The sequence below is a fragment of the Pseudomonas sp. GW821-FHT11G12 genome, assembly GCF_058808055.1.
Window position 1 is genome coordinate 56,406 of record NZ_JBXARH010000011.1, and the last position, 25,254, is coordinate 81,659.

Below are 25,254 nucleotides of genomic sequence, written 5' to 3' on the forward strand. Positions count from 1 at the left end.
AGACATGAAATTCGAAGAACGTCACCCGCTGTGCAGCGCCATGCGCGCCCGGGTGCTGGAAGAGCTGGCGCGCATAGAGCGCGAGCGTAATGTCACGGTGTTGTATGCCTGTGAATCGGGCAGTCGGGCTTGGGGATTCGCCTCGACCGACAGCGATTACGATGTGCGCTTTGTTTATGTGGAGAAACCCGAGTGGTTCGTCCAGGTCGACGCGCCACGGGACGTGATCGAGCGGCCGCTGGATGATGAACTCGACGTGAGTGGCTGGGAGCTGCGCAAAGCCCTCGGACTGTTGCGAAAGTCCAATCCGACCTTGCTGGAGTGGCTCGACTCACCACTGGTGTACCGCAGCGAAACCGCGGCGGTCTCTCAACTGAGGGCGCTTGCCGAGGCGTTTTACAGCCCGCCGGCCGCGCGCAATCACTACCTGTCGATGGCGAAGAAGAACTTCCGTGGTTATTTGCAGGGCGACAGCGTGAGGTTCAAAAAGTACTTCTACGTATTGCGGCCGCTGCTGGCCGTGCGCTGGATCGACCAGGGCCGTGGCCGGCCGCCGATGACATTTGCCGATCTACTGAGCACCGTCGATGACCAAGCGTTGCTCGACGAAGTCGATGAGCTGCTCGCACTCAAGCGCAATGCCGATGAGAGCGCCTACGGTCCTCGTCGCCCGGCGCTGCATCGATTCATCGCCGCTGAACTTGAGCGCGAAGTACCGACATTGGCCAGAACCCGGGAAGACTCCGGTCAGCTCGATCGATACCTCAGAGAAACCGTCGGGTTGTACGCATAAGGAAGAAAATGAAACAGGACGTGATTGAACTGGACGGCGCTATTGGTGGCGGCCAGGTGTTGCGCAGTGCCTTGAGCCTGTCGATGGTGACGGGACGGGCATTTCGCATCGAACGGATTCGTGCCAAACGTAGCCGTCCGGGTTTGTTGCGCCAGCACCTGACCGCCGTGATGGCGGCGGCACGGGTCTGCGGTGCAAGGACTCAAGGCGCAGAGTTGGGGTCGCAAGCGTTGAGCTTCGAGCCCGGGCCGATTCGCGGCGGCGAGTACCGCTTTGCCATTGGTACCGCCGGCAGTTGCACACTGGTGTTGCAGACCTTGCTGCCCGCGTTGTTGCGGGCGCCGCAAGCCAGTCGGATATGGATCAGCGGTGGCACCCATAATCCGTTGGCGCCACCGACCGATTTCCTCACCCGCAGCTGGTTGCCGTTGTTGCGACGCATGGGCGCCGAGGTTGATCTGAAGCTGCTTCGTCATGGATTCGTTCCTGCGGGTGGCGGCGAAATCGAGGCCACGGTGCAGCCGTCGAAACTGTCGGCGTTGCACGTCTGCGATCGCGGCTTGCCGCTTTCGCAAAAGGCGTTTGCGCTGTCGGCAGGTCTCGCTTCGGACATCGCCAGACGTGAGCTTCACCGTGTGGCCCGACGTTTGAATATGCCTCCAGCGGCGATGAATGCGATCAGCCTTGATCCGGAGTGCGGGCCGGGTAACGTGCTGTTGCTGGAATATGCGTTTGAACACGTCACGGAAGTATTCAGTGCGTTTGGCCAGGCTTCACTGCGCGCAGAGACTGTTGCGGACGTTGCGGTCAATCAGGCAGACGCTTGGTTGCGCAGTGGTGCGGCGGTGGCTGAGCACCTGGCCGATCAATTGTTGTTGCCGATGGCGCTGGCCGGATCTGGTTCGTTTACGACGCCCGGGATGACCGAACATTTGCACAGTAACATCGCAGTGATCGAGCGCTTTCTGCCAGTCTCCATTGAATGTCGTGAAGAAAGCACCGATCGGTTGAGGATCGAAGTCAGCACTCGGGATCAATAGGCGGCAAACTGCTGGCCCCCGAATGTTTCCGGCACCGGCAAACTCGCCTTTTTTCAAAAGGTTAGGCTGGCCCTATGCGGACGACTGTCATCACCGTTGCAACGCTTTCCCTGGCCCTCTTCGCGCTGGGCGCCCAGGCGAGGGAACTGAGCAAGAGCCATCGTTTTGCTTGTACCTGGGGTTCGGACATCGCAGCCGGCGCGCAGCAATCGAAGCTGTCGGGGATTTCCCTTTATGGCGCCCGCAAGCGCTTGCAGGTACGCAGGTTTCAGCAACCATGGATGCGCATGACTGCGATGGGCATCACCGAACAGACCTACAACAGTACCTCGCGCCTCAAGCCTGCAGCCGTCAAACAGACCTATTACGAACAATGCGTGAGACATGAACTGGCTCAGCGATAAACACTAAGCCCGACCTGAAGAGGTCGGGCTTTTTCATGTCCGGCGCAATGGCTGCATCACTTGTCGCTTTCGCAATTGACCATCCATGACACGCCAAAACGATCCACCAGCATGCCGAAACGCGCGGCCCAGAAGGTCGCTTCCAGTGGCATGTCTACTCGACCGTCTCTGGCCAGGGCATTGAAGACTCTTTCAGCCTCGGCGACGGTGTCGACGTTCAAGGACACCGAGCAACCGCTCATGCCCTGGGTCGGACGGTCGGGCGTGGTGTCCGATGCCATCAGCATCTGATCACCAACCTTCAGGCAGGTATGAATGATCAGATTGTGATGCTCTTTCGGAACATGCTCTGCGGCGGGCGTTTCGCCGAAAGTCATCATCGCTTCAAGCTTGCCTTGCAGGCATTGCTCGTAAAACGTGAAGGCCGCACGGCAATCGCCGTTGAAGATCAGGTACGGGTTGATTTTCATGGTGGTGCTCCCGAACAGGCAGTGAAACGCAGCGCGGCCGGGTGTGCCGAAGCTGCGTCATGGATTGACTCCATCCAGCAAAGCGTTAGATCGACGGATTGCCAGTCAGTGCTGCAATTATTTACGCCGGGATGACCGATGGTCTCTGTTTTCAGGAATCGCGCGCGCCTTGCAACAACGTTACGCCTGCGACGCGTGCGGCGGGCTTGGTTTGCATCAATGCATCGATCGCCTTGCGATAGTTTTGTCCGCCAAGTGCCATGCTGTTGTTGTGCGTCCCGCCGGGTACCAGCAGCAATCGTTTGGGTTGGCTGGCGGCCGCGAACAGTTGCTCGCTGAAGCGTGACGGCACAAACGCATCGGCCAGGCCGTGCACGACCAGCAATGGCATATGGATGTCGGCAATCTTGTCGATGGAGTCGAACTTCTGCGACAACAGCCAGCGAACGGGCAGGGACGTGTTGGCCACCGCAGCGGCGACGTCGGCCAGTGAGGTAAAGGTGGACTCAATCACCAGGCCGCGAACCGGCAACGGCGTATGGTTTCTGGCGGCGTCCCGGCCCAGCTCGGCAGCCAGGTCGATGGCGACCGCACCACCGAGGGAATGTCCGTAGATCAGGCGTTTGCTCGGGTCGGGTTGAAGTTGCCGGAAGCGTTCCCAGGCCACCCGTGCATCCTCATAAACGGTGCTTTCTGACGGCAAGTCACCATGACTCTGGCCAAAGCCTCGGTAATCGATGGCCAATACCGAATACCCCGCCGCGCGCAGCTGTTCAATGCGGAACAACTGCCCGGTCAGGTTCCAGCGCACGCCATGCAGATAAAGAATGGCCGGGGCATTGGCCCGTTCCGCCGGCCACCACCACGCATGAATGTTCTGCCCGGCCTTGAAGCTTTTGGGTTGCAGGTCAAGTTCCTGAACGCTGCCGGGCAAGCCGTGATACCAGCCGGCCGTGCCCGGTTCGATGCGAAACAGCAACTTGCGTTCGGTGTGTTCCAGTACGGCGCAACTCGCCGGCAGGCCGATGATCAGGGCGGCCATGCACGCAAACGCCAGGCGCCGGTGGCGAAGTCGGGTCATGAAGGCAAGGAACATTGAACGTTTCACCAGTGCGCGGACAAAGAAGGCTTTTTACCAGATGCCTTGGTCCGCGCGTGACATTTTCGATCGTCGTCCGCCTGCAATCATTACAAAACGATGCTGTGGCTCAAGCCACGTTCAGCACGATCTTGCCGATGTGATCACCGGCTTCCATGTGCGCATGGGCCTGGGCCGCGTCGGTGAGCGGGTAGACCTTGTCGATGATCGGCAGGCAGCGCCCGGCGGCCAGTACCGGCCAGACGTGCTCGCGCAATTGATCGGCGATGGCAGCCTTTTCCGCAGAAGTGCGTGCGCGCAACAAGGAACCAGTGACCACGGCACGCTTGCCGAGAATGGTCAGCAGATCGACATCGTTGGCACGGGCGCCGCCAAGAAAACCGAGCATCACCACGCGGCCATCCATTGCCAGTGCGCTGAGGTTGGCGTTCAGATACGAGCCGCCCATGATGTCGAGAATCACATTGACGCCCTGGCCGTTGGTTTTCTCGGCGATGACGGCAGCGAAATCCTGCTCGCGATAGTTGATCGGCTCACCGCCTAATTCACGGATGGCCTCACATTTATCGGTACTGCCGGCGGTGGCGAAGGCTTCGATGCCAAACTCGCGGCACAGCATCAGCGCGGTGGTGCCGATGCCACTGGTGCCACCGTGAATCAACACACGCTGCCCTCGAATCGCACCACCGAGACCGAACAGATTGGCCCATACCGTGAAAAAGGTTTCGGGGATTGCCGCGGCCTGAATCCAGTCCATCCCGTCGGGGATCGGCAGGGCCTGGCCCGCCGGCACCGTGCAGTATTCGGCATAACCGCCACCATTGGTCAGTGCGCAAACCCTGTCGCCCACGGCAAAAGTGCTGACACCTGCACCCAGCGCCACGACTTCACCGGCCACCTCCAGACCGGGGATCGGGTTCATCCCGGGTCTCATCGGGTACTTGCCTGCACGTTGCAAGGCGTCCGGCCGATTGATGCCGGCGGCGTGCACGCGGATCAGCAGTTCGCCCTGCGCGACGACCGGCAGCGGGACTCGTCTGGATTGCAGAACCTCGGGCCCGCCCGGTTCAGTGATTTCGATGCGGGTCATTTCAGTGGGCAACGTCATTTTCGATTCCTCTTAATACAAGTGATCAGTAGATGGGAGCGCACTCAGGGCGCAATGATTCCCGTCATTGGGCGCAGCAGCGTTGCGCGACGGAGGAGGGCAGCAGTTTTATGGCGTGCTCAAGTATCAGAGCGATCACAATGGCACCGCCGGCAATCACGAAGAGCAGCACGTGCTGTCCGCCCATGGCGTTGAACAGCGCCGAATAGGCGAATCCGGCCAGCGCCTGAAACGTGGCGAACGACACCGTGGCGCGGCTCCACGCCACCTGTTGGCGATGATGATCCGGCACCAGCTCATGCACCCGGGCCAACGCCAGCGGAACGATGCCCGGTGGAAACGAGCCGAGCACCACCGCCAGCAGCGCCAACGCCAGGAACGAATGCGAAATGGCCAGCAAACCAAGGGTGATCGCCTGGACCACCAGCACCAGACGAATGCCGGTTCGTGCGCCGAGATGATCGGCGAGAAAGCCATAACTCACCGGGCCGACGATGGCACCCAGACCGTACATGACCCAGATCAGCGCGCCGACGTGCGCCCCGGCGCCCAGTCCACGGGCGACGTAATCCACCAGAAAGACCATGGCCGGCACCAGCCCGGCGGCCATGAATGCGTACTGGGCAAACAGCAGATAAACAGCAGGCGGTGTCGGCTCGATCGGCTCCACCTGAGCCGTTGCGGTGGTTACATGGGGCAGCTCCGAGGGCCAGCCGAACCAGCTTAATGCCGTCAGCGCCAGCGACAGCACGCCCAATCCAAGCCAGGTCGCTTGCAGGCCCAGACTCAACAGCAGCGGAACGATCGTGCCCGAGCCGGCGATGCCCAGACCGATGCCGAGGAAAATCGCCCCACTGGCCAGGCCCTTGCGCGCGGCCGGTACATGGGGCAATACGGTCGAGGCAACCAGCACCATGATCGCGCCGCCCGCGATTCCGGACAGCAGACGCCAGCCGAAATACCAGCTCACCGACACGGGGTACGCACAGGCGAAAAACGCCACGGTCACCGCCAGCATCATCAGACGCAGAGCGTTTCTCTGGGTAAACCTGCGTGCCAGCGGGCGGCCGAGGAGGGCGCCGATCAGGTAACCGACCAGGTTGGCCGCGCCGAGATAGACCACATCATGGGCGGAAAACCACTGCGCCTGAATCAGCGAAGGGATCAGCGGCGTGTAGGCGAAACGCGCCAGACCGATGCTGACCAGGCTGGCGCAGAGTCCGGCGAAGATCGCCAGCCAGACACTCGTGTCCGGACGCTCGGGCAAAGTAGTTGAAGTGTGCATGACGGCAATCCTGTGAAAGGTTTATGGCGCCCAGCATATCGGCTATCTTTGCTGCGTTAATGCAGCGAGTTTGCGTTATGGTGATGCGTTTATGCATCAATGGAGAATGGTATGAACTGGGATGACGCGCGGGTGTTTCTTGCGGTCTGCCGCGAGTCGACATTGCGTGGCGCTGCGCGTGTACTGGGCGTGGATCAGGCGACGGTCGGGCGACGCATCACAGCACTGGAAAAGTCGCTGGGCGCGACCTTGTTTCTGCGCACCTCCGAGGGCTATGCACTGACGACAGTCGGTGAAGCCGCGCTCAAGTCGGTGGAAAAAATGGAGCATTCGGCGCTGGAGCTGGAGCGGCGTATCCAGGGCCTGGATGATCGCCTGACCGGCAGTGTGCGAATCAGCACCACCGATTCGCTGGCCATCGATTTCCTGATTCCGGCCATTGCGCAGTTGCACGAACAGCATCCGGACGTGCGCGTGCACCTGGACGCCTCCACGCAGATCCTCAGCCTGGCCAAACGTGAAGCGGACATCGCGGTGCGCAATACCCGCCCGGACAACCCGGACCTGATCGCCCGGCGCATCGCGCGCTGGCCGGTGGGGCTGTTTGCCTCGCAGAGCTATGTCGACAGCCATGGCGTGCCGGCGCCAGGCAGTGCGTTCGAGGGCCATGATCTGGTGGTGTACCAGCCGTATCTGCAAGGCAACAAAGACTTGACCCTGGTGACCGAACCCGTGACTCGCGGGCGTATCGTCGCCGGTCTGAGCTCCAGTCTGCTGGTACGACGCTCGATTGCCGCCGGACTGGGTGTAGGAGAAATCCCGGTCTACATGGGCGAACGCGACGGTCTGGTCAGGCTGTGGCCGGAACGCACGCGTCCGTTGCCTTATGAAGTGTGGCTGGTGACCCACGCGGATTTGCGCCATACCGCGCGGGTCAGGGCGGTGATCGAACACATTGTCGAAGCATTCGTGCTGGAGAATGAGTAGTTCATTGATGCTGTGTAGGACGGCTACATCAGCTGACGATCTTGCCTACAACAGCGCCAGAATCCGCTGGCTTGTGAGTTTTTTGGCCGGGTCCTATCGTTTCTCACACCCGGAGTGAGCAGGTGAAACCCTCCGAGGTGATCAATCCAGGGAAGTATTGATAAACGTCAGAGGTGCGGAATTGATTGCAAGGGAAGTCAGCCAATTTCAAGCAAGCGACATGGCCGGGCAAACGGATAGAACTGAGTCTATGACCTACATAACGCGAGACGAATTCAGCGCCAGGATCGAAGTCATCGAGACAAGAATCGATGCGCGGATCGAGTCCATGTCCGCAAAGATCGATGGCTTTCTGACCCAGCAGGCCGAGCGGGACCAGGCACGGCTGGAGGTCGAAAAAAGGCAGGAGCAGGCCCGGCTGGAGCAAAAACGATCCATGGAGGAAGCCCGGTTCGAGTGGGAGCGGTCTCAGGAGGCGGCGCGGCTGGAGCGGGAGCAGGCTCGGGAGGCGGTGCGGCTGGAGCGGGAGCGGTCTCAAGAGGTGGCGCGGCTGGAGCAGAAGCGAGAGCAGGAGGCTGCACGGCAGGGATGGGAGAAGGCTCAGGCGGTAGCGCGGCTGGAGCAGAAGCGAGAGCAGGAAACTGCACGGCAGCAGTGGGAGCAGTCTCAGGAGAAGTCGCGCCTTGAGCGGGAGGAGGCTCAGAAGAACGTTTGCCTTGAGCGCGAGCAGGCTCGGGAGAAGGTGCGTCAGGAGCGGGAGCTGGCTCTGGAAAAAATTCAGCTGGCGCATGAGCAGAATCTGGAAAACCTGCGGCAGGAGCGCTTGAAGGCTCGACTGGGGCATGAAAAGGTCTTGGAGACGGCCCGACAGGAGCGGGAAACGGCTAGGGTCGAGCGAGAGAAAGTCTACGAAAAAGTCAGACTGGAGCAAGAAAAGGCTCACCTGGAACGCGACCAACGTTACGCGGTCATCTCGGCTCGCATGGACAGGTCTCTGGAGCGAATTGACGAAGCAATCAGGCAGGTCTCGACGATCAAGGCGAATTACTGGGCGGCAACGGCCGTACATTTTCTCGGGATGGTTGCCATACTCGCGGGTTCTTACTACGCGAATCAGGCAAACGTGCTTGTAACGATGCAGACCACTCTGGCCATGATTCAATCGGTGAAAGAGGCTGGAAATTCTGCGCCGGCAGTGCTGATGACCCTGCCTGCAGAATGAAAAACGGCCTTCAACGAAGGCCGTTTTTTGTGAGCGATGAACACCAACGACTCATGGCATTTCCGGCAACTCCTGCGGCCGCAGATCAAACACCAGCACTTCGGCATCCTGACCATTGCTCAGGGTCAGTGCCTGTTCTTCACGAACCCGCACACCGTCGCCTTCCTTCAACTGCACGCCGTTCAGTTCAACGCTGCCGCGAGCAACATGAACATAGGCGTAGCGGTTTGCAGGCAGCTCGAGTGTGGCGCTTTCCTGGCCATCGAAAAGCCCGGCATACACGCGTGCATCCTGGCGCACTTTGAGCGAGCCGTGGGTGCCTTCGGGCGAGATGATCAGTTGCAGGCGACCGCGTTTTTTCTGCTCGCTGAAGTGCTCCTGTTGATAGCGTGGTTTGGCACCACTGACGTCCGGCACGATCCAGATCTGCAGGAAGTGCACAGGCTTGGTCGCCGAGTGGTTGAACTCGCTGTGGGCCACGCCGCTGCCAGCGCTCATCAGTTGCACATCGCCCGGGCGGATGACTGAGCCGGTGCCCAGGGTGTCCTTGTGTTCCAGCGCACCTTCGAGCACATAGGAGAAAATCTCCATGTCGCGGTGCGGGTGCTGGCCGAAGCCTTTGCCGGCGGCGACGCGGTCATCGTTGATCACCAGCAGGTCGGAGAAACCCTGCTCACGTGGGTCGCGATAACTGGCGAAAGAAAAGGTGTGGAAGGACTTCAACCAGCCATGATTGGCCAGACCACGGTCGGAAGCTTTGCGAAGGGTCAGCATGATGAAATCTCCTTTCAGGACGTTGATTCGTCCGAGTGAGGAGAAGGTTACTGGTTACTCTTGGGCGCAATAAGTAGATGAAAATTGAAATACTGTCCCCTCAGGGTTGACAGTTGTGTGAGTCAGTTCACGCATTCTTCTCCAACGTTTGCGCTGTACTTGGTCATAATGCGCAAACTTATAACCGTTCATTGATTTCAGTGATGTCTGCTCATGAAAACCGTGGCAATGGTGTTGTTTCCCGAGTTTCTTCTGCTCGATATGGCCGGGCCGCTGGAAGTGTTTTCGGTTGCCAACCGATACCTGAAGCCGGACGCCCATTATCAACTGACGCTTCTGGGCACTGAGCGTGGGCCGCTGCGTGCCTCCAACGGCGTACTGGTGCACACAGACCGGCACATCGACGAAGCCAGTGATCGCTATGACCTGCTGTTGGTGCCGGGCGGTCCCGGGGCCTACAACGAAAAATGCCCGCCGTTGCTGGCCTGGCTGCAAGGTGCGGTCGGCCGTGCCGAGCGCTACGGTTCGATTTGCACGGGGGCCTTTGTGTTGGGTTACGCCGGGTTGCTCGACGGTTATCGCGTGACCACCCACTGGAATTACACCGAACGCTTGATCAAGGGTTTTCCGAACGCGGATGTCGCTACCGACCAGATCTTTGTCGAGGACCGAAACCTGATCACGTCCGGCGGCGTCACGGCCGGCATCGATCTGGCACTGGCAGTGGTGGCCCGCGATCACGGCAAGAAACTCGCCCAGGACGTGGCCAAAGTGCTGTTGGTGGTGATGAAGCGCCAGGGCGGACAGGCGCAATTCAGTCCGCTGATGGCGGCGGTTTCGCCCCAGGAAACGCCCATCACCCGGGTACAGAATCACGTTCTGGAACACCTTGAAGAAAGCTTCACCATCGAACGCATGGCAAGCCTTGCGAACATGAGCGCTCGTCATTTCGCCCGGGTGTTCGCTCGCGAAGTCAACATGACGCCCATGGAGTTCCTGCAAAGTGCGCGCATCGATTGCGCTCGCAATCTGCTGGAAACCAGCGATCTGCCGTTGAAGACGGTGGCCTACAAAAGTGGTTTCGGCAGCGTGCGCCACATGCGTTTTCTGTTCGGCGAAAAGCTCGGGCTGACCCCGGCCCAGTATCGCGAACAGTTCAGCTAGAGCGATTCTGTCCGTTACACGCACCCGGATGTCCGTGCTGCGCCCCGTGTGACGGTTGTACCGTCATCGTGGCCTGCCAAGATAACGGACATGAACAGCCTCAACGAATTGAACTCGGCGTCGGTCCTGCATTTCGGCCCGTACGCGTTCCATTTGCGCCAACGGCTGATCCTCGAAGGGGATCGGCAACTGCGCATGGGCGGTCGTGCGCTGGACATTCTGCAAGTGTTGGTCGAGCGTGCCGGCCGGGTGGTCAGCAAAGAGCAATTGATCGCGCTGGTATGGCCAACGTCGGTGGTCGAGGAGATCAACCTGCGGGTGCACATCGCGGCATTGCGTCGAGCCCTCGGTGATGGCGAGAACGGACAGCGCTACATCGTCAACGTGCCGCAATGCGGGTACAGCTTCGTTGCACCGGTGCACGGCGACAGCGTTGCCCAGGTGGTGTTCGAAAGTCTGCAAGCTCCGCAGCACAATCTGCCCGCACGGCTGACGCCTGTCACCGGCCGCGATTCATTGGTCGGTGGTCTGGTGCGACAATTGCCGCTGTCCCGACTGATAACGGTGACGGGACCTGCCGGCGTCGGCAAGAGCACCGTGGCGCTGAGAGCGGCGGAGTTGTTGCTGCAGCATTTTCGCGATGGCGTCTGGCGGGTGGATTTATCCCTGATCGACGAGCAAACCTCACTCGTCGATCATCTTTTGCATACCCTCGATATCGATTTCACCACGCTGACGGCGCGCCATGCGTTGCTGGTGCTGGATAACTGCGACCCTCTGCACGAAGCCTGCCGGGGCTTGCTGGAGACTTTGCTCGACGCAGCGCCCCGTCTGTCGATCCTGGCCACCAGCCGCGAGCCGTTGCGTCTCGCCCTGGAAGTCCTCCAGCCATTGCCGCCTCTCACCATTCCTAAAACTTCGGCGCTCAACAGCGTCGATGAAGTCATAGGTTATTCGTCTGTGCAACTGTTTGTCAGTCGCGCCCGTGCCCGTCAACACGGCTTCTGTCTGCGTGAGCAGGATCTGGAAACGGTGCGCGATATCTGTCGACGACTCGACGGCCTTCCGCTGGCGATTGAACTCGCGGCGGCGCAGATCGACGCGCTGGCGCTGGTCGGGTTGCAGGCGCAGCTGGATAACGGCCTGCAAGTCTTGAGTCACGGCCGCCGGACCGCCGTGCCACGTCATCAGTCGATGATGGCCGCGCTGGACTGGAGTTATCAACGCTTGAGCGAGCACGAACAACGCGTGCTGCAGCGGTTATCGGTGTTCAAAATGGCGTTCACGCTGGATGCCGCCATCGGCGTGATCAGTTGCGTGCAACTGCCACCCTCGACGATGGTGGCTGTCGTTGAACAGTTGGCGGCCAAGTCGTTGCTGACGGTGGATCGATCCAGCGGAACGCTGCGCTATCGAATGCTCAACACCACGCGCCGTTATGCCCGTGAGCAACTAGAGCAGGGCGGCGAGTTGGGTGATGTCGAGCGTCGGCATGCGCGTTACCTGGGACGCACGCGATCGAGCTCACGCCCGCAACTGACTGCGCAATTCGTCGAGCAGTAAGCGCACCTTGCGCAAATCCGGGGTGGCGTAACCTTCGGTGAAGCGCTGGTAGACCGGTGTCAGTAACTCCAGTGCTTCGCGGTAGCGCGACTGGCGCTGCCACAACTGAGCCAGCGATGTCGCACTGCGCAGTTCCCAGGCCAGGGCGCCTTGCGTCTTCGCAATCACAAGCGATTGCTGCAAGGCGCTTTCGACGGTGTGATGGCAGGGCGATTCAGCGGCCAGCAATCGCTCGGCCCGAGCTCGCAGGATTTCCGCGGTGCTCCAGCCAGCCGCGCCGCTTTGTGCTCGTTCGAGCAATGCATCATCAACGAAACCGGTGTCCAGTGTGACCATGATTTCCCTGACCAGGCCGCTATCGGCGGGCGGTATCGCGGGAGCCTTGTCGGCGTCGATCACCTGCGCATAGTGCCGCGCCCACGTGTAGAACAGCAGCACCGAATGTTTCTGCGCCTGTTCGAGCAGCAGTTGCAGCAACGCGCGCGCGTTTTGCCCGTCGCCGTTGTAATGGGCGATCAGGCACGAGGCGAGTGCCAGGGTGTAGCAGATCGAGGTGCCGTGGTTGATCTGTACCGCGATGTCCAGCGCCTGCCGCGCCGTGCGCCAGGCCTGCTCGGGAAATCCTTGCAGCCACAACACCCGTGCGAGAACGGTCAGCGAAGCAACGCTCTGATCGTATTGCACGCCGAAACCGTGGGTGAAGCGGTTGAGGTGGCCGCTGTGGGCCATGCGCTGAATGACTTGTTCGGCATGGATTCGCGCCTGATGCTGATCGCCGGCGTAATGCAGGGCGAGCACCCGCAAACGGTGGGTGCTCAGGGACAACTGCGCATCGCCGTGCAGGCCGAGGCTTTCGAATTGCTCGCTCTGCTCCAGCGCCATCCGGTAATGCCCGCAACTGAGATTGACCGCCATGTGCCCGGACACCGCACGCAATTGCCCGGCCTTGTCGTCGTGCTGTTGCGCCAGCAGGCGGGCGCTGACGAAGGCTTCGATGGTTTCCGGTGTGCCGCCCCAGGTGTGGTAGCAGGCACTGCCGAGGGCCAGTTTCAAGGCGATTTCCAGTCGCGGGCAGGGCTCGTCGGATGACGCCAGCAACGCGAGTGCCCGGCGCACATGAACGCCGTACTCTTTGAGCAGGGACAACTCTTGCCACAACGGTGCCGAAGTCGCCGTCAGGCGCACGCCGAGCGGGCGCGAGCCTTCATCGTTCAGCGTCCACTCCAGCGCCGCCCGCAGGTCTTCGAGGCCACGGGCGTAGCGCTCGATCCACACCTCGGTCGGCGTGTTCTCCCAATCGGCCTGGGCCTGATGCATCAGCGCCAGGCAGCGCTCGGCATGGCGTTCGCGGGTTTCGCCGAGTTCGGCGGCCTGGTCGAGTTTTTCCAATGCATAGCGACGGGTGGTGTCGAGCAGGCGATAGAACACCTCTTCATCGCCGACCTCGACGTTGAGCAACGACTTGGCGACCAGTTGCGTGATCGAGGCGAAGACTTCACCGGGCTCGATGTGCTGGCCGACGATGACCGCTGCCGCAGATTCCAGCGTGAACGCGCCACTGAACACGCCCAGTCGGCGTAGACCGGCCTGTTCGCAGCCGTTGAGCAGGTTGAAGCTCCAGTCCAGCGTGGCACGCAAGGTTTCATGTCGGCCGAGGTGAGTCTGGTTGCCCGCCGGCAAGCTTCCCTGAAGCTGACTCAGCACACCGTCCAGCCCAAGGCTTGCCACCTGCGCGGCCGCCAGTTCCAGTGCCAGCGGGATGCCATCCAGCCGCCGACAGATTTCGACGATCGAGGGCAGATCGGCATTACCTGGCTCGAAATGTTCGTGGGCGGCCATTGCCCGTTCGACGAACAGCTGCAGCGCGGAAAATCCCATCGCCTGATCGCGGTCCAGCACCGCAATCGGCGGCGGACAGTCGAGGGATTCCAGACGCTGCACGTACTCGCCCTCGGCGCGCAGGCTTTCGCGGCTGGTGGCCAGGATGTGCACCTGCGGCGCGCCACGCAGAATGCTTTCGCTGAGCAGTGCTACGGCGTCGATCAAGTGCTCGCAGTTATCGATCACCAGCAGCATCTGGCGCTCGCGCAGGCTGTTGATCAGGCACGCCATCGGTTCACTGTCATGCAGCGAAAGGTCCAGCAGGGCGGCGAGATGCCAGCAGATCGAGCCGGGATCGTTGAGCGGTGCCAGATCCAGCAGACGGATACCGTCGCGATAACGGCCGATCAACTGTTCGGCGACGCGCAAGGCCACGGTGGTCTTGCCGATGCCGCCGGGGCCAACGAGGGTGATGCAGCGTTGGCGCGGCAGTTGCGTCATCAGGCTGTCGACCACCGGCTGACGGCCGATCATCCGCGTGCGGCGCAATGGCAGGTTGTGCCGACCGATGGGGTCGGTTGCGGGGCGTTGTTCGATGGATTGCAGCAGGATCGGCGCGACGAAACTGTAACCGCGCTGCGCCACCGTGACGATGTAGCGCTGCCCGGCCTGACCGTCGCCGAGTGCCTTGCGCAGGGCGGCCATGTGCACCCGCAGGTTGATGTCTTCCACCACGCTGTCCGGCCAGATTTCGGCGATCAATTGCTGCTTGCTCACGACCTCGCCGGCGTTGGCCAGCAGGATCAGCAGAATGTCCATGGCGCGGCGGCCCAGGCGCAAAGGCTGGTCGCCTTCAAGCACCAGCCGCTGGCCGGGGTGGATCCGATAGGGGCCAAATCCGATGGCCTGATTCGGGGAAAGACTCAACCGCCCACTCCTTCGATGTTTTTTATGATCCTGACCCGAACAGGGTGAAAAAACCGTGACGGGGTGGTCGGACAGCGACTCGATGGGCATGCAAGCCGTCTAATCCGCAGTATCCGAGCATATTCTTCAGGAATGGGCGTCAACGCAACTTGCTTGAAGACCTGACATTTGAGCGTCTGTCCGTGTCGGGTGCTGACATCACTGTATTTAAAGGCTGGAACCTGTGCCGGTTCGCCCGACAGCCGGGAAAAATTAACAACGATTAACTCGTCCGCGCCCGTTCTAGAGCCAAAACTCCAAGGCAATGGAGTGCATACGTCCGGAGGACGCTGCGATGAGCAAGGTAGTGGTGGTCTATCACAGTGGCTACGGGCACACCCGCGTCATGGCCCAGGCTGTGGCGCAGGGTGTGGAACGCCACCTGGGCAGCACCTGCCTGTTGCTGGCGGTGGAAGACGTGGAAGCCCACTGGGACGACCTGCACCGCGCCGACGCCATCATCTTCGGCGCACCGACCTACATGGGCAGCGCTTCGGCGGCGTTCAAGCAGTTCATGGAGGCCACGGCCTCGTTCTATCTTGCCCGGCCGTGGCGCAACAAACTCGCGGCGGGCTTCACCAATTCCGGCAGCCTGTGCGGTGACAAACTCAACACCCTGCTGCAAATGGCGGTGTTCGCCGCCCAGCATTCGATGATCTGGGTCGGGCTCGATCTGTTGCCGGCGCGTGCACATGCAGGTGCCTTCGATGGTCAATTGAATCGCCTCGGCAGCTCCCTTGGCGCCATGTCCCAATCCTCGGTCGAGCAACCGCCCGAACAGGCACCGCCGCTGGAAGACCAACAAACCGCCGCGCACCTGGGCGAGCGGGTGGCGCGGCTGGCTCAGCGGATGGCGCGGGAATGACACCGCCTCAGCGGTTTTTCATGACCTGACACCGCCAGGCAAACGGATTGATTCCTTCGCTGCGGGTGAAGATGTGACAGAAGTGCGCTTGATCGCAGAAGCCGCATTCCAGGCTGATCTGCGTCAGGCTGTGGTTGGTGTGCTGGATCAACAGCTTGGCCCGGGCGATCCGCTGGGTGCGGATCCAGTCTTGTGGCGAGAGCCCGGTGCTGCACTTGAACGCCCGGGAAAAGTGACTGCGTGACAATGAGCAGGCGCTCGCCAGTTCGGTGACTTCAAGGCTGTCACCCAGGCGTTCGAGGATGAGTTGTTTCACCAGCCGCTCGCGCTGCGGGCTGAGGCCGCCGGTGCTGGTTTTGCGGGGTTCGCTGGCAGGGGCGAGGGCGACGGTTTGCTGTGAGTGAGCCATGGCCAATGTCCGTGTCGAGGGGGGAAGGCACGGTCAGCGCTTTCCCTCAGGTCAATAAAACAACGCTGCGCAGAGGGATTCATTGTTTGGCGAGGGGCGAAGGCTGACGAGTTAAACGTTGTTAATTCCGCCGCCAAAGCTGATTTCGAAAGGTCGCCGATCAAGTAAAGTGCGTAGCACTTGCGCCTGGCCCAAAAGGAAAACACGCCCATGAACCGAAACGATCTGCGCCGCGTCGACATGAACCTGCTGGTGATTTTCGAAGCCCTGATGTTCGAAAAGAACCTGACCCGCGTCGCCGAAAAACTGTTCATGGGCCAACCGGCGGTGAGCGCGGCGCTGGGCCGCTTGCGCGATCTGTTCGACGATCCATTGCTGCTGCGCAACGGTCGCGGCATGGAGCCGACGGCGCGGGCGCTGGCGATCCTTCAGGAACTGCAACCGGCGATGGACGTGATCTCCGGCGCTGTCAGCCGGGCCAAGGAATTCGATCCGGCCACCAGTTGCGACGTGTTCCGCATCGGCCTGTCGGATGACGCCGAGTTCGGTCTGTTTCCACCGCTATTGCGCCAGTTGCAGGAAGAGGCGCCGGGGATTGTGGTCGTGGTGCGCCGCGCCAACTACCTGTTGATGCCGACGTTGCTGGCGTCCGGGGAAATCTCTGTCGGCGTGAGCTACACCACCGATCTGCCGGCCAACGCCAAGCGCAAGAAACTGCGCGACATTCCCTGCAAGGTTCTGCGCGGCGATAACCGCCCGGGCCCGCTGACCCTCGACGAATACTGCGAGCGACCTCATGCGATGGTGTCGTTCTCGGGTGACCTGAGTGGCAACATCGACGTGGATTTGGCCAAGGTTGGCCGCAGCCGTCGCGTGGTGCTTGGGGTTCCGCAGTTCAGCGGTTTGCGTGCGCTGCTGGCGGGTACCGAGATGATCGCGACCGTGCCGGATTACGCGGCGTGTGCATTGGTCGAAGGGTGTGCGTTGCGGGCTGAAGATCCGCCGTTTCCGATAGATGCGGCGCAATTGTCGATGGCCTGGAGCGGGGTGCATGACAACGACCCGGCGGAGAAATGGCTGCGGTCGCGGATCAGTCAGTTCATGTCGGTGACGCTGGATATTCCGGTTGCCTGATGCAGCACTGAGAAAACGGCCTGTGGGCCGTTTTGTATTCCTGCAGGAAAACGAGTTTGTACGTCAGAGAGGGCCAAAAACACCACGTTGACCAGTCGTCGCTACTGTCAAAGTTGACAGTGGCGCAATGCTCTCTCGATGGCGCTCCATGGTGCATGCCTGCTGCTGTTTCGACAGAAACATCTGTTCTCGGAAGGAGTGTCTGCCATGAAGAAAATGCCAGAAAAACAAAAGTCCAAAAAGAAAAAGCCAAAAAAACAGAATCCGTTTTTCTCTTTTTTCACGTCTTTTCCTGGTGGGACCCCTTACAAAAATCCTGACAACACTTTACTCAGAGGGCTCGATATGGGCGCTGACGGTCCGCCTGGAAGCCCTCTTGAAATAACCCACACACATAACGGCATTCTTAAAGTTCTGACGCCTCCCGGGAGTGTGTTCAATCCCAGTGGCAGATTCCTGTTACAAGTACTGAATCTTTTTGATGGGTCGCACACCTTCGGCTTGCGTGCAAACTCCAGTTCGTCGCCTTTCCACGAATGGTTATTGAATGTGGGTGCGGTCGAGACGTTGACGATCGATTCGCTGAAAGGCTTGAACAGCGGAGTGGAGATTCCCTCGGGCACCAGCACTTCCGAAAAGCTGTTTGCACTTAGTGGACAAGCAAGGGCGAGCGCCACCGTTGATTTGTACGACAACGGCATTCTTGTCGCAGGACCGATCGCCGTGGGTCCGCTTGGCAACTGGACCTATAACACCGGCCCTCAGACGCCAGGGCCTCATAGCTATACGGTCAGAGGAAAATACGACTCGGGCCCTGAGTCGACTCCGCCGAGAACATTGACTGTCAGCCTTCCACTCACTGTCGACACATCGCCGATGATCCTCGATGGGGTGATGATCCGGAGTAGTCACTGTCCGTATCCCAATGGCGTCCAACCACCGCGCAATTTTGAAGAGCGAAAAGCTACTGGAGGTGTCGAGCCTTATACCTACCGATCATCCAATACGGCTGTTGCGGTTGTGAGTCAACAGGCTGTAGTCGTGGGTATGAATAATGGTCGGGTCACGATTACGATCGAAGACCAGGTCGGTGCAAAGGTCAGTTTTGACGTAATAGTTTCAAATATTTACGACGTCACCATTTTTCATCGCACGGATTTGACCTACCCCGTTTACACGCAACAGTTGATCCAGAATAACTGGATTGGAATCACCCCGCAGATTCGCGCCGCCCTGCAGACCTGCTACAACCCTCCCTATTTCAATTGGACGGTAAACCCTGATCCTCGCGGTAACCGCGCCTGGACAGGCGTTACCAACGGGGCGTCGGGGGAGGTCTATGACATCATTCTCCGTCTTTTCACTTGGGACGATCAGATCGTGAATCATCCCCTTAGTGGACTTGGCTTCTGGCTGAAAAAGTAGGATTGGCTAACCTGCTGGGGGTACCGAGATGATCGGCACCGTGCCGGATTACGCGGCGTGTGCATTGGTCGAAGGCTGTGCGTTGCGGGCTGAGGATCCGCCGTTACCGATTGATGCGGCGCAACTGTCGATGGCGTGGAGCGGGGTGCATGACAACGACCCGGCGGAGAAATGGCTGCGGTCGCGGATCAGTCAGTTCATGTCGGTGACGCTGGATATTCCGGCGGTTTAGTGCGGTGTTGAAAGGTCTTTAGCGTTACTTCCGGTAAGCCACAACGCCTTGCGCCTTTGCCTACGTGTACGCCAGAATCCGCCGGCTTGTGCGCTTTTGGGGTGGGTCTTATCGTTTTCGGGTCGCTGACGAATCAGCGATCGGGTCTCGCAGCCCGCGATCTCTGGACGCACAACATCCTCCGGTTTTATGGCGGCTGTACGTGGGAGACCTTCGGGTCTGCCGGTTCTAGAGTCCCGGTCTGCGACCCGCGTATGGCTGCCACCCCTTCGTATCGCAGCGAATCGTGGCAGCTCAATGACTCTGGAGATGCAACCATGATCAAATCCACGCCAAACCCGCCTGAAACCGACACAACCTCGCCCTACGAAACCCTCGACTCCAAGAAATTCCACGAAGCCGCCGAGCGCGCCCTCGACCACTACCTCAATCCGCTGCTCTCCAGAAAACCGCTGCTCAAACCCAACACCCGCTACCTCATCGCCCCCGGTATCGACAGCGAAGAACTACTGGCCGACGCCTGCGAAACATTGACCTCGGCCAAAATCATGGCCACCGACTTCGCCGGGCTGGTGGATGGCTCGCATCGTCATGTGCTGTTGGGGATTGCGCAATTGATCATGTTGGGGGAACTGGCCGTGAATCGGACGCTGGATAACCTGGAAGTGGCCGCTGATTCGGCTGCTTGATCCGGTATTGATAAAACGGCCTGCGGGCCGTTTTTTGTGACTGGCCAAAACCTGCCACCTTGGCAAACCACCGCATTGACCATTCGTCGCTACTGTCAAAGTTGACAGTAGCGACACTCCTCTCGATTGGCGTTCGATGGCACATCCACCGGTCAAGCAGTTGCCGCGAACCCACGAAGGAGCCTTTTCCATGGCCATCCAGTCACCAAGCTTTGGCGCCACGAGTTTTCCCGGCGGAACCACCATCAACGATGGCGATAACATTCAATTCACGGACATTGAACTGTTCAGCAGCGATGGAACGGCTTTTCGCACCTACCAGATACTCGATAACGGTGTCGTTGTACGCGGAGGCGGATTTAATGGCTCTGGTGTTTTTCGCGAGCTGTTCTTGAGCCTGGCTTCGGGACCACATCACTTTGAATTGCGCGAGCACGCCAGTGCGTTACCTACTTCCGAATTGCGGTTCACCGTCAACGGTGTATTGAAGTCGCCACAAATCGACGAAGCGGAGACGAACAACAACGTGCTGGACTTGGTTGCACTGGGCTCGAAAGACGCAAACCATGCGTGCATGGGACTGGCTGGGGATTGAAGTGGGGCAACAGGTCTGGCTGCGTGTTTCGGGCTTCAAATCAGACGGCTCGATGCATAATCTGACGTTCTGGAATGGTGGAACTCACAAGACCAATGCGACGTGGATCAGTCAGGGTTACTGGATCAAACCATTCAGTAATGGCTATTTGGCAGTTTTGGGAAATGGCACCAGGCTGACCCTCGCATTCAAGGTGTCAATGGATAAAAGTGGCGAGGAAAGTGCAGCCACACCGTTCCCTGAAAGGGTTTATACGATCAGGACCGGAAGGCTAGAGATTGATCCCACGCCCATGATCCTCAACGGTATGGCCGTTTTTTCAAGATCCGGATGGGCGGACAGCGGTCGGGATTTTCCCGGTAACACTCAGACCCGGGTTCCGAGCAATGGCACTGCGCCTTACACCTTTGTTTCAAAAAATACTGCCATTGCGACGGTCGATAGTTCAGGCAAGGTCGAGGGCAAGGCAAACGGCGAGACAAAGATTGAAATCCAGGACGCGACAGGCGCTACGGCCAGCTATCCCGTTGAAGTCAGTCAAGTCTTCGAACTGGTCCACAATGGCGCTGCAGTTTCAGTACCAGCGGCAGTTGCCTGGATGTCCTCGATAGGCGGATCACCACTGACTTTGGCAGTCTGGAACCTCATGGTCTTCAAATATCCCAACTATCAAAGTTACTGCCCGCTGTTTTACAACGTGAGCAATATCATCAGTTGGGCAAAGGGTTGGGGGTGGTGGTCATGTCAGCCACAAGGCAGTGGGCAGGAAATCGCCGGGTACGCGCAAAGTAGCCATGGCGGGAATCAAGGGCCGGGGTTATTTGCGCAAGTGGGCGCTTCTACAGCCACGGCAATGTGTATTCGGCCATTGAACGGTTAGGTCGCTCGAGCGGAGCGTGCATGCTTGTTGATGGTGTTGAAGGGTGTGTCCGCCAAGTTACGCAACGCGCTCGATACCCTTGAGGCTGCGAAATCAGCTGACTGTTCCGATACTGATAAAACGGCCTGAGGGCCGTTTTTTGTGGGCGAATGAATTTGGATGCGATGAAAACCTGCCTTGACCACTCGTCGCTACTGTCAAAGTTGACAGTAGCGACGCTCCTCTCGATTGGCGTTCGATGGCACAGGCCAGTGGTGCCCGTCGAATCTCAAAGGAGCGTCAGCCATGAACTTCACCTATTGCACGACATATCCCGGTGGTGCACCCATTTCCAATCCTGGCACAACGCCCTCTACCGGTATCGAACTGGGCGGCAGTGGTACACCCATTACTCCATTTGTGATCACGGACAACCTCGCGGTGGTCGCCAATGGGTTGTATAACCCGAGCGGCGCATTCATTCAGCAGTTGGCGAATCTGAGCCCGGGGCCACATCGTTTTGAACTGCGGGAAAATGCCAGTCTTCCGGTGACTGACGTTTGGTTATTGACCGTGGGTGCGGTCGAAGACACTACGATTGACGCTATGAATGGCTACCCGAGCGGGGCCCCGATTTCGAACGGGGGCGAGACACTCGATCCAGGCGTGACGCTGACCGGTACAGCCGCCGCGGGCAGTCTTGTCGATGTATACAATGGCACGGTCTTCATCGGACAGGCGACCGCCAATCCTTCAGGTTCGTGGACGCTTATTCTCCCGAATCTGCCATTTGCGGTTTGCAGGTTCACCGCCAAGGTGGGCAGTGGGCAAAATTCAGTGCCTGTCTGGGTGTTGTACAAAAATTACCTGGAGGACTTTGAATCCTTCTCAAGCCTGTCCATGGGTGTCGGCGGTTTTAATGGCAACGCGTTCCTGGACATTATCTATTTCTCAGGTCCACCGGGATCTATGGTGGCAATCACTCAGGCTGTACCGGTCGAAGGCGCAATCACCGGGCAATCGCTGCAACCGTCTTATTTGAGAGAGGCCCCCTATTCCGGGTTGGTCGTCATCGATATTCGATTGAGAGCTCCGTGTTCACGCGTGCATTTTTGGAGTGGAGCCGTCAGTGCGCCTGCTTCGGTGGATTTTCATAACGCAGCAGGCGGGTTATTGGGTAGTCGATCTATTCCGCATACGCCTGTGGGTTCGATTCTCCATCTCACGGACTTCTCAGCCGCCGGTATCTCCAGAATTTCCCTCAAAACGACCGGTGGGGACTGGTGCAATTTCGACACCTTCACATTCCGACCCTGAACACGCCAAAGAGAGCACACCCATCCAATTTCCCCTCGATCAATCGTTGCACCATTGCCGGCAATGATTGATCAAGGATGGGCCCATGAACGCTGTACAACGCAATGACCAGGCGCAAAACCTCGGCCTGCTGTTCCTGCGGGTCTCCGGCGGATTGTTTCTGCTGTTCGTCCATGGCTTGCCCAAGCTGCTGGACTTCACCGTGCAACTGCAACTGATCGAAGACCCGTTCCACCTCGGCGCCCACCTCACTTTGATTCTGGCGATCTTCGCCGAAGTCCTCTGTCCGCTGCTGATCGTCGCCGGGGTGCTGGCGCGTCTGGCGTGCTTGCCTATTCTGTTTGTGCTGCTGGTGGCGCTGCTGATCGTGCATCCGCAATGGAGTGTGGCCGAAGGGCAGTTCGGCTGGTTGCTGTTGATCCTCTTCACCACTGTTCTGATCGCCGGGCCGGGACGGCTGGCGCTCAATGTTCGTTTGCCCGGAGTGCTCCGTTATGCCTGATTCCCAGATCCTGAAAACCCCGGGACCCGAAGAAACCGTGACGTTGATCGTCAAGCATCGGGTCAAGGCCGGTTTCGAACAACCGTACGAAGCCTGGCTGCGCAATATCGTCAGCGTGGCGGGGCGCGAAGAAGGGCACCTGGGCGTGGACGTGATGCGCAGCAAGCAGGGTGGTCTCGCGCTGTTCACCTGTGTGCTGCGTTATTGCTCGACCGAGGCGATGCAGCGCTGGCTCGATTCGCCGCAACGCCAGAAGCTGATCGATGAAGCGGCGCCGATGCTCGCCGACGGTGACCAGACCGAGGTCAATGCGGCCAACGAGTTCTGGTTCACGCCACTGGCCGATGCCGCCTCGCCGCCACCGCGCTGGAAGCAGGCTGTGGTGACGCTGTTCGTGATTCTGCCGCACACCTTGCTGGTGCCGCTGATCTGGGGGCCGCTGCTGCAACTCAATGCCTTCCTGTCCAACTACGTGGTCGCCACGTTCCTGATCACCCTGACCATCGTGCTGTCGGTGGTGTACGTCTGCATGCCGGCCGCGACCCGCCTGTTCGCACCGTGGCTGACAGCCAGTCAGCCCCATGAACACCTGGATTCCAACACCAACCCGCCGCGCTGAGCCGGCAGGTCTGGGCTTCGTTTCACTAATATCGAAGGAACTGCGATGAACGCCAACGCTGATCTGATTCTGTTCAATGGCCAATTTCATACCGTAGACCGCACAAAACCCCTCGCCAGTGCCGTGGCGATCAAGGACGGCCGCTTCGCCGTCGTCGGCAATGATGCGCAAGCCATGGCCCTGCGTGGCGCCGGCACCCAGGTCGTCGATCTCAAGGGCCGCTGCGTGATCCCCGGCCTCAACGACTCGCACTTGCACCTGATTCGTGGCGGTTTGAACTACAACCTCGAACTGCGCTGGGAAGGTGTACCGTCGCTGGCCGATGCGCTGCGCATGCTCAAGGATCAGGCCGACCGCACACCGACTCCGCAATGGGTGCGCGTGGTCGGTGGCTGGAACGAATTCCAGTTCGCCGAAAAACGCATGCCGACCCTCGAAGAAATCAACCAGGCGGCGCCGGATACCCCGGTGTTCATCCTGCACCTGTACGACCGTGCGTTGCTCAACCGCGCTGCGTTGCGCGTGGCCGGTTACACCCGCGACACACCGAACCCGCCGGGCGGCGAGATCGTGCGCGATGCCAACGGCAACCCGACCGGCATGCTGGTGGCGCGGCCGAACGCGATGATTCTGTACTCGACGCTGGCCAAGGGGCCGAAGCTGCCGCTGGAATATCAGGTCAACTCGACCCGCCAGTTCATGCGCGAGCTCAATCGCCTCGGCCTGACCAGCGCCATCGATGCCGGCGGTGGTTTCCAGAACTACCCGGACGATTATCAGGTGATCGAGCAGTTGGCCAAGGATGAGCAACTGACGGTGCGCATCGCCTACAACCTGTTCACCCAGAAGCCGAAAGAAGAGCTGACCGATTTCCAGAACTGGACCGGCAGCGTCAAGTTGCATCAGGGCGATGACTTCCTGCGCCACAACGGCGCTGGCGAGATGCTGGTGTTCTCGGCGGCTGACTTCGAAGACTTCCTCGAACCGCGCCCGGACCTGCCGCAGACCATGGAACAGGAGCTGGAGCCGGTGGTGCGCCACCTGGTCGAGCAACGCTGGCCGTTCCGTCTGCACGCCACCTATAACGAATCCATCAGCCGCATGCTCGACGTGTTCGAGAAGGTCAACCGCGACATTCCGTTCAACGGTTTGCCGTGGTTCTTCGACCACGCGGAAACCATCACCCCGCAGAACATCGAGCGGGTGAAAGCATTGGGTGGCGGTATTGCGATCCAGGATCGCATGGCGTTCCAGGGTGAGTACTTCGTCGACCGTTACGGCAAGCAGGCCGCCGAAGCCACGCCACCGATCAAACGCATGCTCGCCGAAGGCGTACCGGTCGGCGCGGGTACCGATGCCACGCGGGTGTCCAGCTACAACCCGTGGACTTCGCTGTACTGGATGGTCAGCGGTCGCACCGTTGGCGGTCTGGCGCTGTATGAAGAAGGTTTGCCGCGCGCCACCGCGCTGGAACTGTTCACCCACGGCAGCGCCTGGTTCTCGTCGGAACAGGGCAACAAGGGCCAGATCAAGGTCGGTCAACTGGCGGATCTGGCAGCGCTGAGCGCGGACTTCTTCCATGTCGAGGAAGAGGCGATCAAGTGGATCGAGTCGGTACTGACCGTGGTCGGCGGCAAGATCGTTTATTCCGCCGGCGACTTCGAAGACCTCGGTCCACGTGCATTGCCGGTGCTGCCGGACTGGTCGCCAGTGGTGAAAGTCCCTGGCCACTGGCGCCCGAATTCGCCGTTGCAGGCGCAGGTGCACCAGTGCAGCGGCCCGTGCGCCGTGCATACCCACAGCCATGAAAAAGCCCGGATGTCGAATGCGCCAGTCAGCGATTTCGCCGGTTTCTGGGGTGCGTTCGGCTGCTCCTGCTTCGCTTTCTGAGTCTTGCAATAAAGCGTCGGCC

The 25,254-nt window shown here is 59.8% G+C and carries 24 protein-coding genes and 1 pseudogene; 18 read left to right on the forward strand and 7 right to left on the reverse strand.

The genetic code is table 11. The features are described from left to right. Positions 1-4: 4 nt before the first annotated feature. The 3 genes from AC1RR7_RS26470 (at position 5) to AC1RR7_RS26480 (ending at position 2,237) form a co-directional block, all read left to right on the forward strand. Positions 5-793, forward strand: a complete 789-nt coding sequence (locus tag AC1RR7_RS26470) for a nucleotidyltransferase domain-containing protein (protein ID WP_493158735.1) — start codon at positions 5-7, stop codon at positions 791-793. Between the two features lie 8 nt (positions 794-801). Further along, complete coding sequence (gene rtcA / locus AC1RR7_RS26475; protein ID WP_493158736.1) at positions 802-1,833, forward strand: RNA 3'-terminal phosphate cyclase; 1,032 nt, start codon at positions 802-804, stop codon at positions 1,831-1,833. A 74-nt stretch (positions 1,834-1,907) separates the two neighbouring features. Continuing rightward, the gene (locus tag AC1RR7_RS26480) at positions 1,908-2,237 is read left to right on the forward strand and encodes a hypothetical protein (RefSeq protein WP_096821286.1); all 330 of its coding nucleotides are present in this window, start codon (positions 1,908-1,910) and stop codon (positions 2,235-2,237) included. A gap of 56 nt (positions 2,238-2,293) precedes the next feature. On the opposite strand, the gene AC1RR7_RS26485 is transcribed toward AC1RR7_RS26480, so the two are convergent. The 4 genes from AC1RR7_RS26485 to AC1RR7_RS26500 form a co-directional block, all read right to left on the reverse strand. Continuing rightward, positions 2,294-2,707: a VOC family protein gene (locus AC1RR7_RS26485; RefSeq protein WP_096821287.1), complete on the reverse strand. Its 414-nt coding sequence runs from the start codon at positions 2,705-2,707 to the stop codon at positions 2,294-2,296. A gap of 151 nt (positions 2,708-2,858) precedes the next feature. Then, a complete protein-coding gene (locus AC1RR7_RS26490; protein WP_493158737.1) occupies positions 2,859-3,803 on the reverse strand; it encodes an alpha/beta hydrolase in 945 nt (314 codons plus the stop codon). A gap of 112 nt (positions 3,804-3,915) precedes the next feature. Then, entirely contained in the window at positions 3,916-4,914 is a 999-nt protein-coding gene (locus AC1RR7_RS26495; protein WP_493072810.1) for an NAD(P)H-quinone oxidoreductase, read from the reverse strand. Between the two features lie 64 nt (positions 4,915-4,978). After that, positions 4,979-6,199: a YbfB/YjiJ family MFS transporter gene (locus AC1RR7_RS26500; protein ID WP_493158738.1), complete on the reverse strand. Its 1,221-nt coding sequence runs from the start codon at positions 6,197-6,199 to the stop codon at positions 4,979-4,981. Positions 6,200-6,310: 111 nt separating this feature from the next. On the opposite strand from AC1RR7_RS26500, the gene AC1RR7_RS26505 reads away from it, so the two are divergent. Both AC1RR7_RS26505 and AC1RR7_RS26510 read left to right on the forward strand, forming a co-directional pair. Beyond that, complete coding sequence (locus AC1RR7_RS26505) at positions 6,311-7,186, forward strand: LysR family transcriptional regulator (protein ID WP_493158739.1); 876 nt, start codon at positions 6,311-6,313, stop codon at positions 7,184-7,186. Positions 7,187-7,436: 250 nt separating this feature from the next. Continuing rightward, complete coding sequence (locus AC1RR7_RS26510; RefSeq protein ID WP_493158740.1) at positions 7,437-8,408, forward strand: hypothetical protein; 972 nt, start codon at positions 7,437-7,439, stop codon at positions 8,406-8,408. A 51-nt stretch (positions 8,409-8,459) separates the two neighbouring features. Here the strand turns inward: AC1RR7_RS26510 and AC1RR7_RS26515 are convergent, their stop codons facing one another. Further along, on the reverse strand, positions 8,460-9,182 hold the full coding sequence (locus AC1RR7_RS26515; RefSeq protein ID WP_102621571.1) for a pirin family protein: 723 nt from the start codon (positions 9,180-9,182) through the stop codon (positions 8,460-8,462). Positions 9,183-9,395: 213 nt separating this feature from the next. On the opposite strand from AC1RR7_RS26515, the gene AC1RR7_RS26520 reads away from it, so the two are divergent. Then, the gene (locus AC1RR7_RS26520) at positions 9,396-10,346 is read left to right on the forward strand and encodes a GlxA family transcriptional regulator (protein ID WP_192560326.1); all 951 of its coding nucleotides are present in this window, start codon (positions 9,396-9,398) and stop codon (positions 10,344-10,346) included. 90 nt (positions 10,347-10,436) lie between these two features. Next, positions 10,437-11,909: an ATP-binding protein gene (locus AC1RR7_RS26525; protein ID WP_493158741.1), complete on the forward strand. Its 1,473-nt coding sequence runs from the start codon at positions 10,437-10,439 to the stop codon at positions 11,907-11,909. Here AC1RR7_RS26525 and AC1RR7_RS26530 read toward each other — a convergent pair. Then, positions 11,871-14,657, reverse strand: a complete 2,787-nt coding sequence (locus tag AC1RR7_RS26530) for an ATP-binding protein (RefSeq protein ID WP_493158742.1) — start codon at positions 14,655-14,657, stop codon at positions 11,871-11,873. The genes AC1RR7_RS26525 and AC1RR7_RS26530 overlap by 39 nt on opposite strands. A 334-nt stretch (positions 14,658-14,991) precedes the next feature. On the opposite strand from AC1RR7_RS26530, the gene AC1RR7_RS26535 reads away from it, so the two are divergent. After that, positions 14,992-15,561 (forward strand): flavodoxin family protein, encoded by a 570-nt coding sequence (locus tag AC1RR7_RS26535; RefSeq protein WP_493158743.1) that lies wholly within the window; start codon positions 14,992-14,994, stop codon positions 15,559-15,561. Positions 15,562-15,568: 7 nt separating this feature from the next. On the opposite strand, the gene AC1RR7_RS26540 is transcribed toward AC1RR7_RS26535, so the two are convergent. Continuing rightward, positions 15,569-15,970 carry a helix-turn-helix domain-containing protein gene (locus tag AC1RR7_RS26540; protein ID WP_085712050.1) on the reverse strand — a complete coding sequence of 134 codons (402 nt, stop codon included), beginning with the start codon at positions 15,968-15,970 and terminating at the stop codon, positions 15,569-15,571. 210 nt (positions 15,971-16,180) lie between these two features. Between AC1RR7_RS26540 and AC1RR7_RS26545 the strand changes: the two genes are divergently transcribed. The 10 genes and pseudogenes from AC1RR7_RS26545 to AC1RR7_RS26590 all read left to right on the forward strand — a co-directional run bounded on the left by AC1RR7_RS26545 (position 16,181) and on the right by AC1RR7_RS26590 (position 25,232). Beyond that, entirely contained in the window at positions 16,181-17,104 is a 924-nt protein-coding gene (locus tag AC1RR7_RS26545) for a LysR family transcriptional regulator (protein ID WP_493066673.1), read from the forward strand. A 207-nt stretch (positions 17,105-17,311) separates the two neighbouring features. Continuing rightward, complete coding sequence (locus tag AC1RR7_RS26550; protein ID WP_493158744.1) at positions 17,312-18,529, forward strand: immunoglobulin-like domain-containing protein; 1,218 nt, start codon at positions 17,312-17,314, stop codon at positions 18,527-18,529. 19 nt (positions 18,530-18,548) lie between these two features. Then, a pseudogene (locus tag AC1RR7_RS26555) lies at positions 18,549-18,761 on the forward strand (LysR family transcriptional regulator); the annotation flags it as partial. Positions 18,762-19,078: 317 nt separating this feature from the next. Further along, complete coding sequence (locus AC1RR7_RS26560) at positions 19,079-19,450, forward strand: DUF6124 family protein (protein ID WP_493158745.1); 372 nt, start codon at positions 19,079-19,081, stop codon at positions 19,448-19,450. A gap of 190 nt (positions 19,451-19,640) precedes the next feature. Further along, positions 19,641-20,045, forward strand: coding sequence for a hypothetical protein (locus tag AC1RR7_RS26565; RefSeq protein WP_493158746.1), 405 nt, complete (start codon positions 19,641-19,643; stop codon positions 20,043-20,045). Continuing rightward, on the forward strand, positions 20,017-20,925 hold the full coding sequence (locus tag AC1RR7_RS26570) for an immunoglobulin-like domain-containing protein (RefSeq protein ID WP_493158747.1): 909 nt from the start codon (positions 20,017-20,019) through the stop codon (positions 20,923-20,925). Before AC1RR7_RS26565 ends, AC1RR7_RS26570 begins: the two co-directional genes overlap by 29 nt. A gap of 285 nt (positions 20,926-21,210) precedes the next feature. Beyond that, positions 21,211-22,221: a hypothetical protein gene (locus tag AC1RR7_RS26575; protein ID WP_493158748.1), complete on the forward strand. Its 1,011-nt coding sequence runs from the start codon at positions 21,211-21,213 to the stop codon at positions 22,219-22,221. 85 nt (positions 22,222-22,306) lie between these two features. After that, complete coding sequence (locus tag AC1RR7_RS26580; RefSeq protein ID WP_493158749.1) at positions 22,307-22,723, forward strand: DoxX family protein; 417 nt, start codon at positions 22,307-22,309, stop codon at positions 22,721-22,723. Continuing rightward, complete coding sequence (locus AC1RR7_RS26585) at positions 22,716-23,342, forward strand: antibiotic biosynthesis monooxygenase (RefSeq protein ID WP_493158750.1); 627 nt, start codon at positions 22,716-22,718, stop codon at positions 23,340-23,342. The genes AC1RR7_RS26580 and AC1RR7_RS26585 overlap by 8 nt, the downstream gene beginning before the upstream one ends. Before the next feature lie 45 nt (positions 23,343-23,387). Continuing rightward, positions 23,388-25,232 carry an amidohydrolase gene (locus tag AC1RR7_RS26590; protein WP_102621580.1) on the forward strand — a complete coding sequence of 615 codons (1,845 nt, stop codon included), beginning with the start codon at positions 23,388-23,390 and terminating at the stop codon, positions 25,230-25,232. Positions 25,233-25,254 lie beyond the last annotated feature (22 nt).

What these genes read in the sequence shown, in the direction of transcription:
- rtcA (WP_493158736.1), top strand. Translation starts at nt 802, where the DNA reads ATGAAACAGGACGTGATTGAACTGGACGGCGCTATTGGTGGCGGCCAG.
- AC1RR7_RS26565 (WP_493158746.1), top strand. Translation starts at nt 19,641, where the DNA reads ATGGCCATCCAGTCACCAAGCTTTGGCGCCACGAGTTTTCCCGGCGGA.
- AC1RR7_RS26535 (WP_493158743.1), top strand. Translation starts at nt 14,992, where the DNA reads ATGAGCAAGGTAGTGGTGGTCTATCACAGTGGCTACGGGCACACCCGC.
- AC1RR7_RS26470 (WP_493158735.1), top strand. Translation starts at nt 5, where the DNA reads ATGAAATTCGAAGAACGTCACCCGCTGTGCAGCGCCATGCGCGCCCGG.
- AC1RR7_RS26560 (WP_493158745.1), top strand. Translation starts at nt 19,079, where the DNA reads ATGATCAAATCCACGCCAAACCCGCCTGAAACCGACACAACCTCGCCC.
- AC1RR7_RS26495 (WP_493072810.1), bottom strand. Translation starts at nt 4,914, where the DNA reads ATGACGTTGCCCACTGAAATGACCCGCATCGAAATCACTGAACCGGGC.
- AC1RR7_RS26570 (WP_493158747.1), top strand. Translation starts at nt 20,017, where the DNA reads ATGCGTGCATGGGACTGGCTGGGGATTGAAGTGGGGCAACAGGTCTGG.
- AC1RR7_RS26540 (WP_085712050.1), bottom strand. Translation starts at nt 15,970, where the DNA reads ATGGCTCACTCACAGCAAACCGTCGCCCTCGCCCCTGCCAGCGAACCC.
- AC1RR7_RS26490 (WP_493158737.1), bottom strand. Translation starts at nt 3,803, where the DNA reads ATGTTCCTTGCCTTCATGACCCGACTTCGCCACCGGCGCCTGGCGTTT.
- AC1RR7_RS26510 (WP_493158740.1), top strand. Translation starts at nt 7,437, where the DNA reads ATGACCTACATAACGCGAGACGAATTCAGCGCCAGGATCGAAGTCATC.
- AC1RR7_RS26505 (WP_493158739.1), top strand. Translation starts at nt 6,311, where the DNA reads ATGAACTGGGATGACGCGCGGGTGTTTCTTGCGGTCTGCCGCGAGTCG.
- AC1RR7_RS26480 (WP_096821286.1), top strand. Translation starts at nt 1,908, where the DNA reads ATGCGGACGACTGTCATCACCGTTGCAACGCTTTCCCTGGCCCTCTTC.
- AC1RR7_RS26545 (WP_493066673.1), top strand. Translation starts at nt 16,181, where the DNA reads ATGAACCGAAACGATCTGCGCCGCGTCGACATGAACCTGCTGGTGATT.
- AC1RR7_RS26580 (WP_493158749.1), top strand. Translation starts at nt 22,307, where the DNA reads ATGAACGCTGTACAACGCAATGACCAGGCGCAAAACCTCGGCCTGCTG.
- AC1RR7_RS26590 (WP_102621580.1), top strand. Translation starts at nt 23,388, where the DNA reads ATGAACGCCAACGCTGATCTGATTCTGTTCAATGGCCAATTTCATACC.
- AC1RR7_RS26550 (WP_493158744.1), top strand. Translation starts at nt 17,312, where the DNA reads ATGAAGAAAATGCCAGAAAAACAAAAGTCCAAAAAGAAAAAGCCAAAA.
- AC1RR7_RS26500 (WP_493158738.1), bottom strand. Translation starts at nt 6,199, where the DNA reads ATGCACACTTCAACTACTTTGCCCGAGCGTCCGGACACGAGTGTCTGG.
- AC1RR7_RS26585 (WP_493158750.1), top strand. Translation starts at nt 22,716, where the DNA reads ATGCCTGATTCCCAGATCCTGAAAACCCCGGGACCCGAAGAAACCGTG.
- AC1RR7_RS26485 (WP_096821287.1), bottom strand. Translation starts at nt 2,707, where the DNA reads ATGAAAATCAACCCGTACCTGATCTTCAACGGCGATTGCCGTGCGGCC.
- AC1RR7_RS26515 (WP_102621571.1), bottom strand. Translation starts at nt 9,182, where the DNA reads ATGCTGACCCTTCGCAAAGCTTCCGACCGTGGTCTGGCCAATCATGGC.
- AC1RR7_RS26525 (WP_493158741.1), top strand. Translation starts at nt 10,437, where the DNA reads ATGAACAGCCTCAACGAATTGAACTCGGCGTCGGTCCTGCATTTCGGC.
- AC1RR7_RS26575 (WP_493158748.1), top strand. Translation starts at nt 21,211, where the DNA reads ATGAACTTCACCTATTGCACGACATATCCCGGTGGTGCACCCATTTCC.
- AC1RR7_RS26520 (WP_192560326.1), top strand. Translation starts at nt 9,396, where the DNA reads ATGAAAACCGTGGCAATGGTGTTGTTTCCCGAGTTTCTTCTGCTCGAT.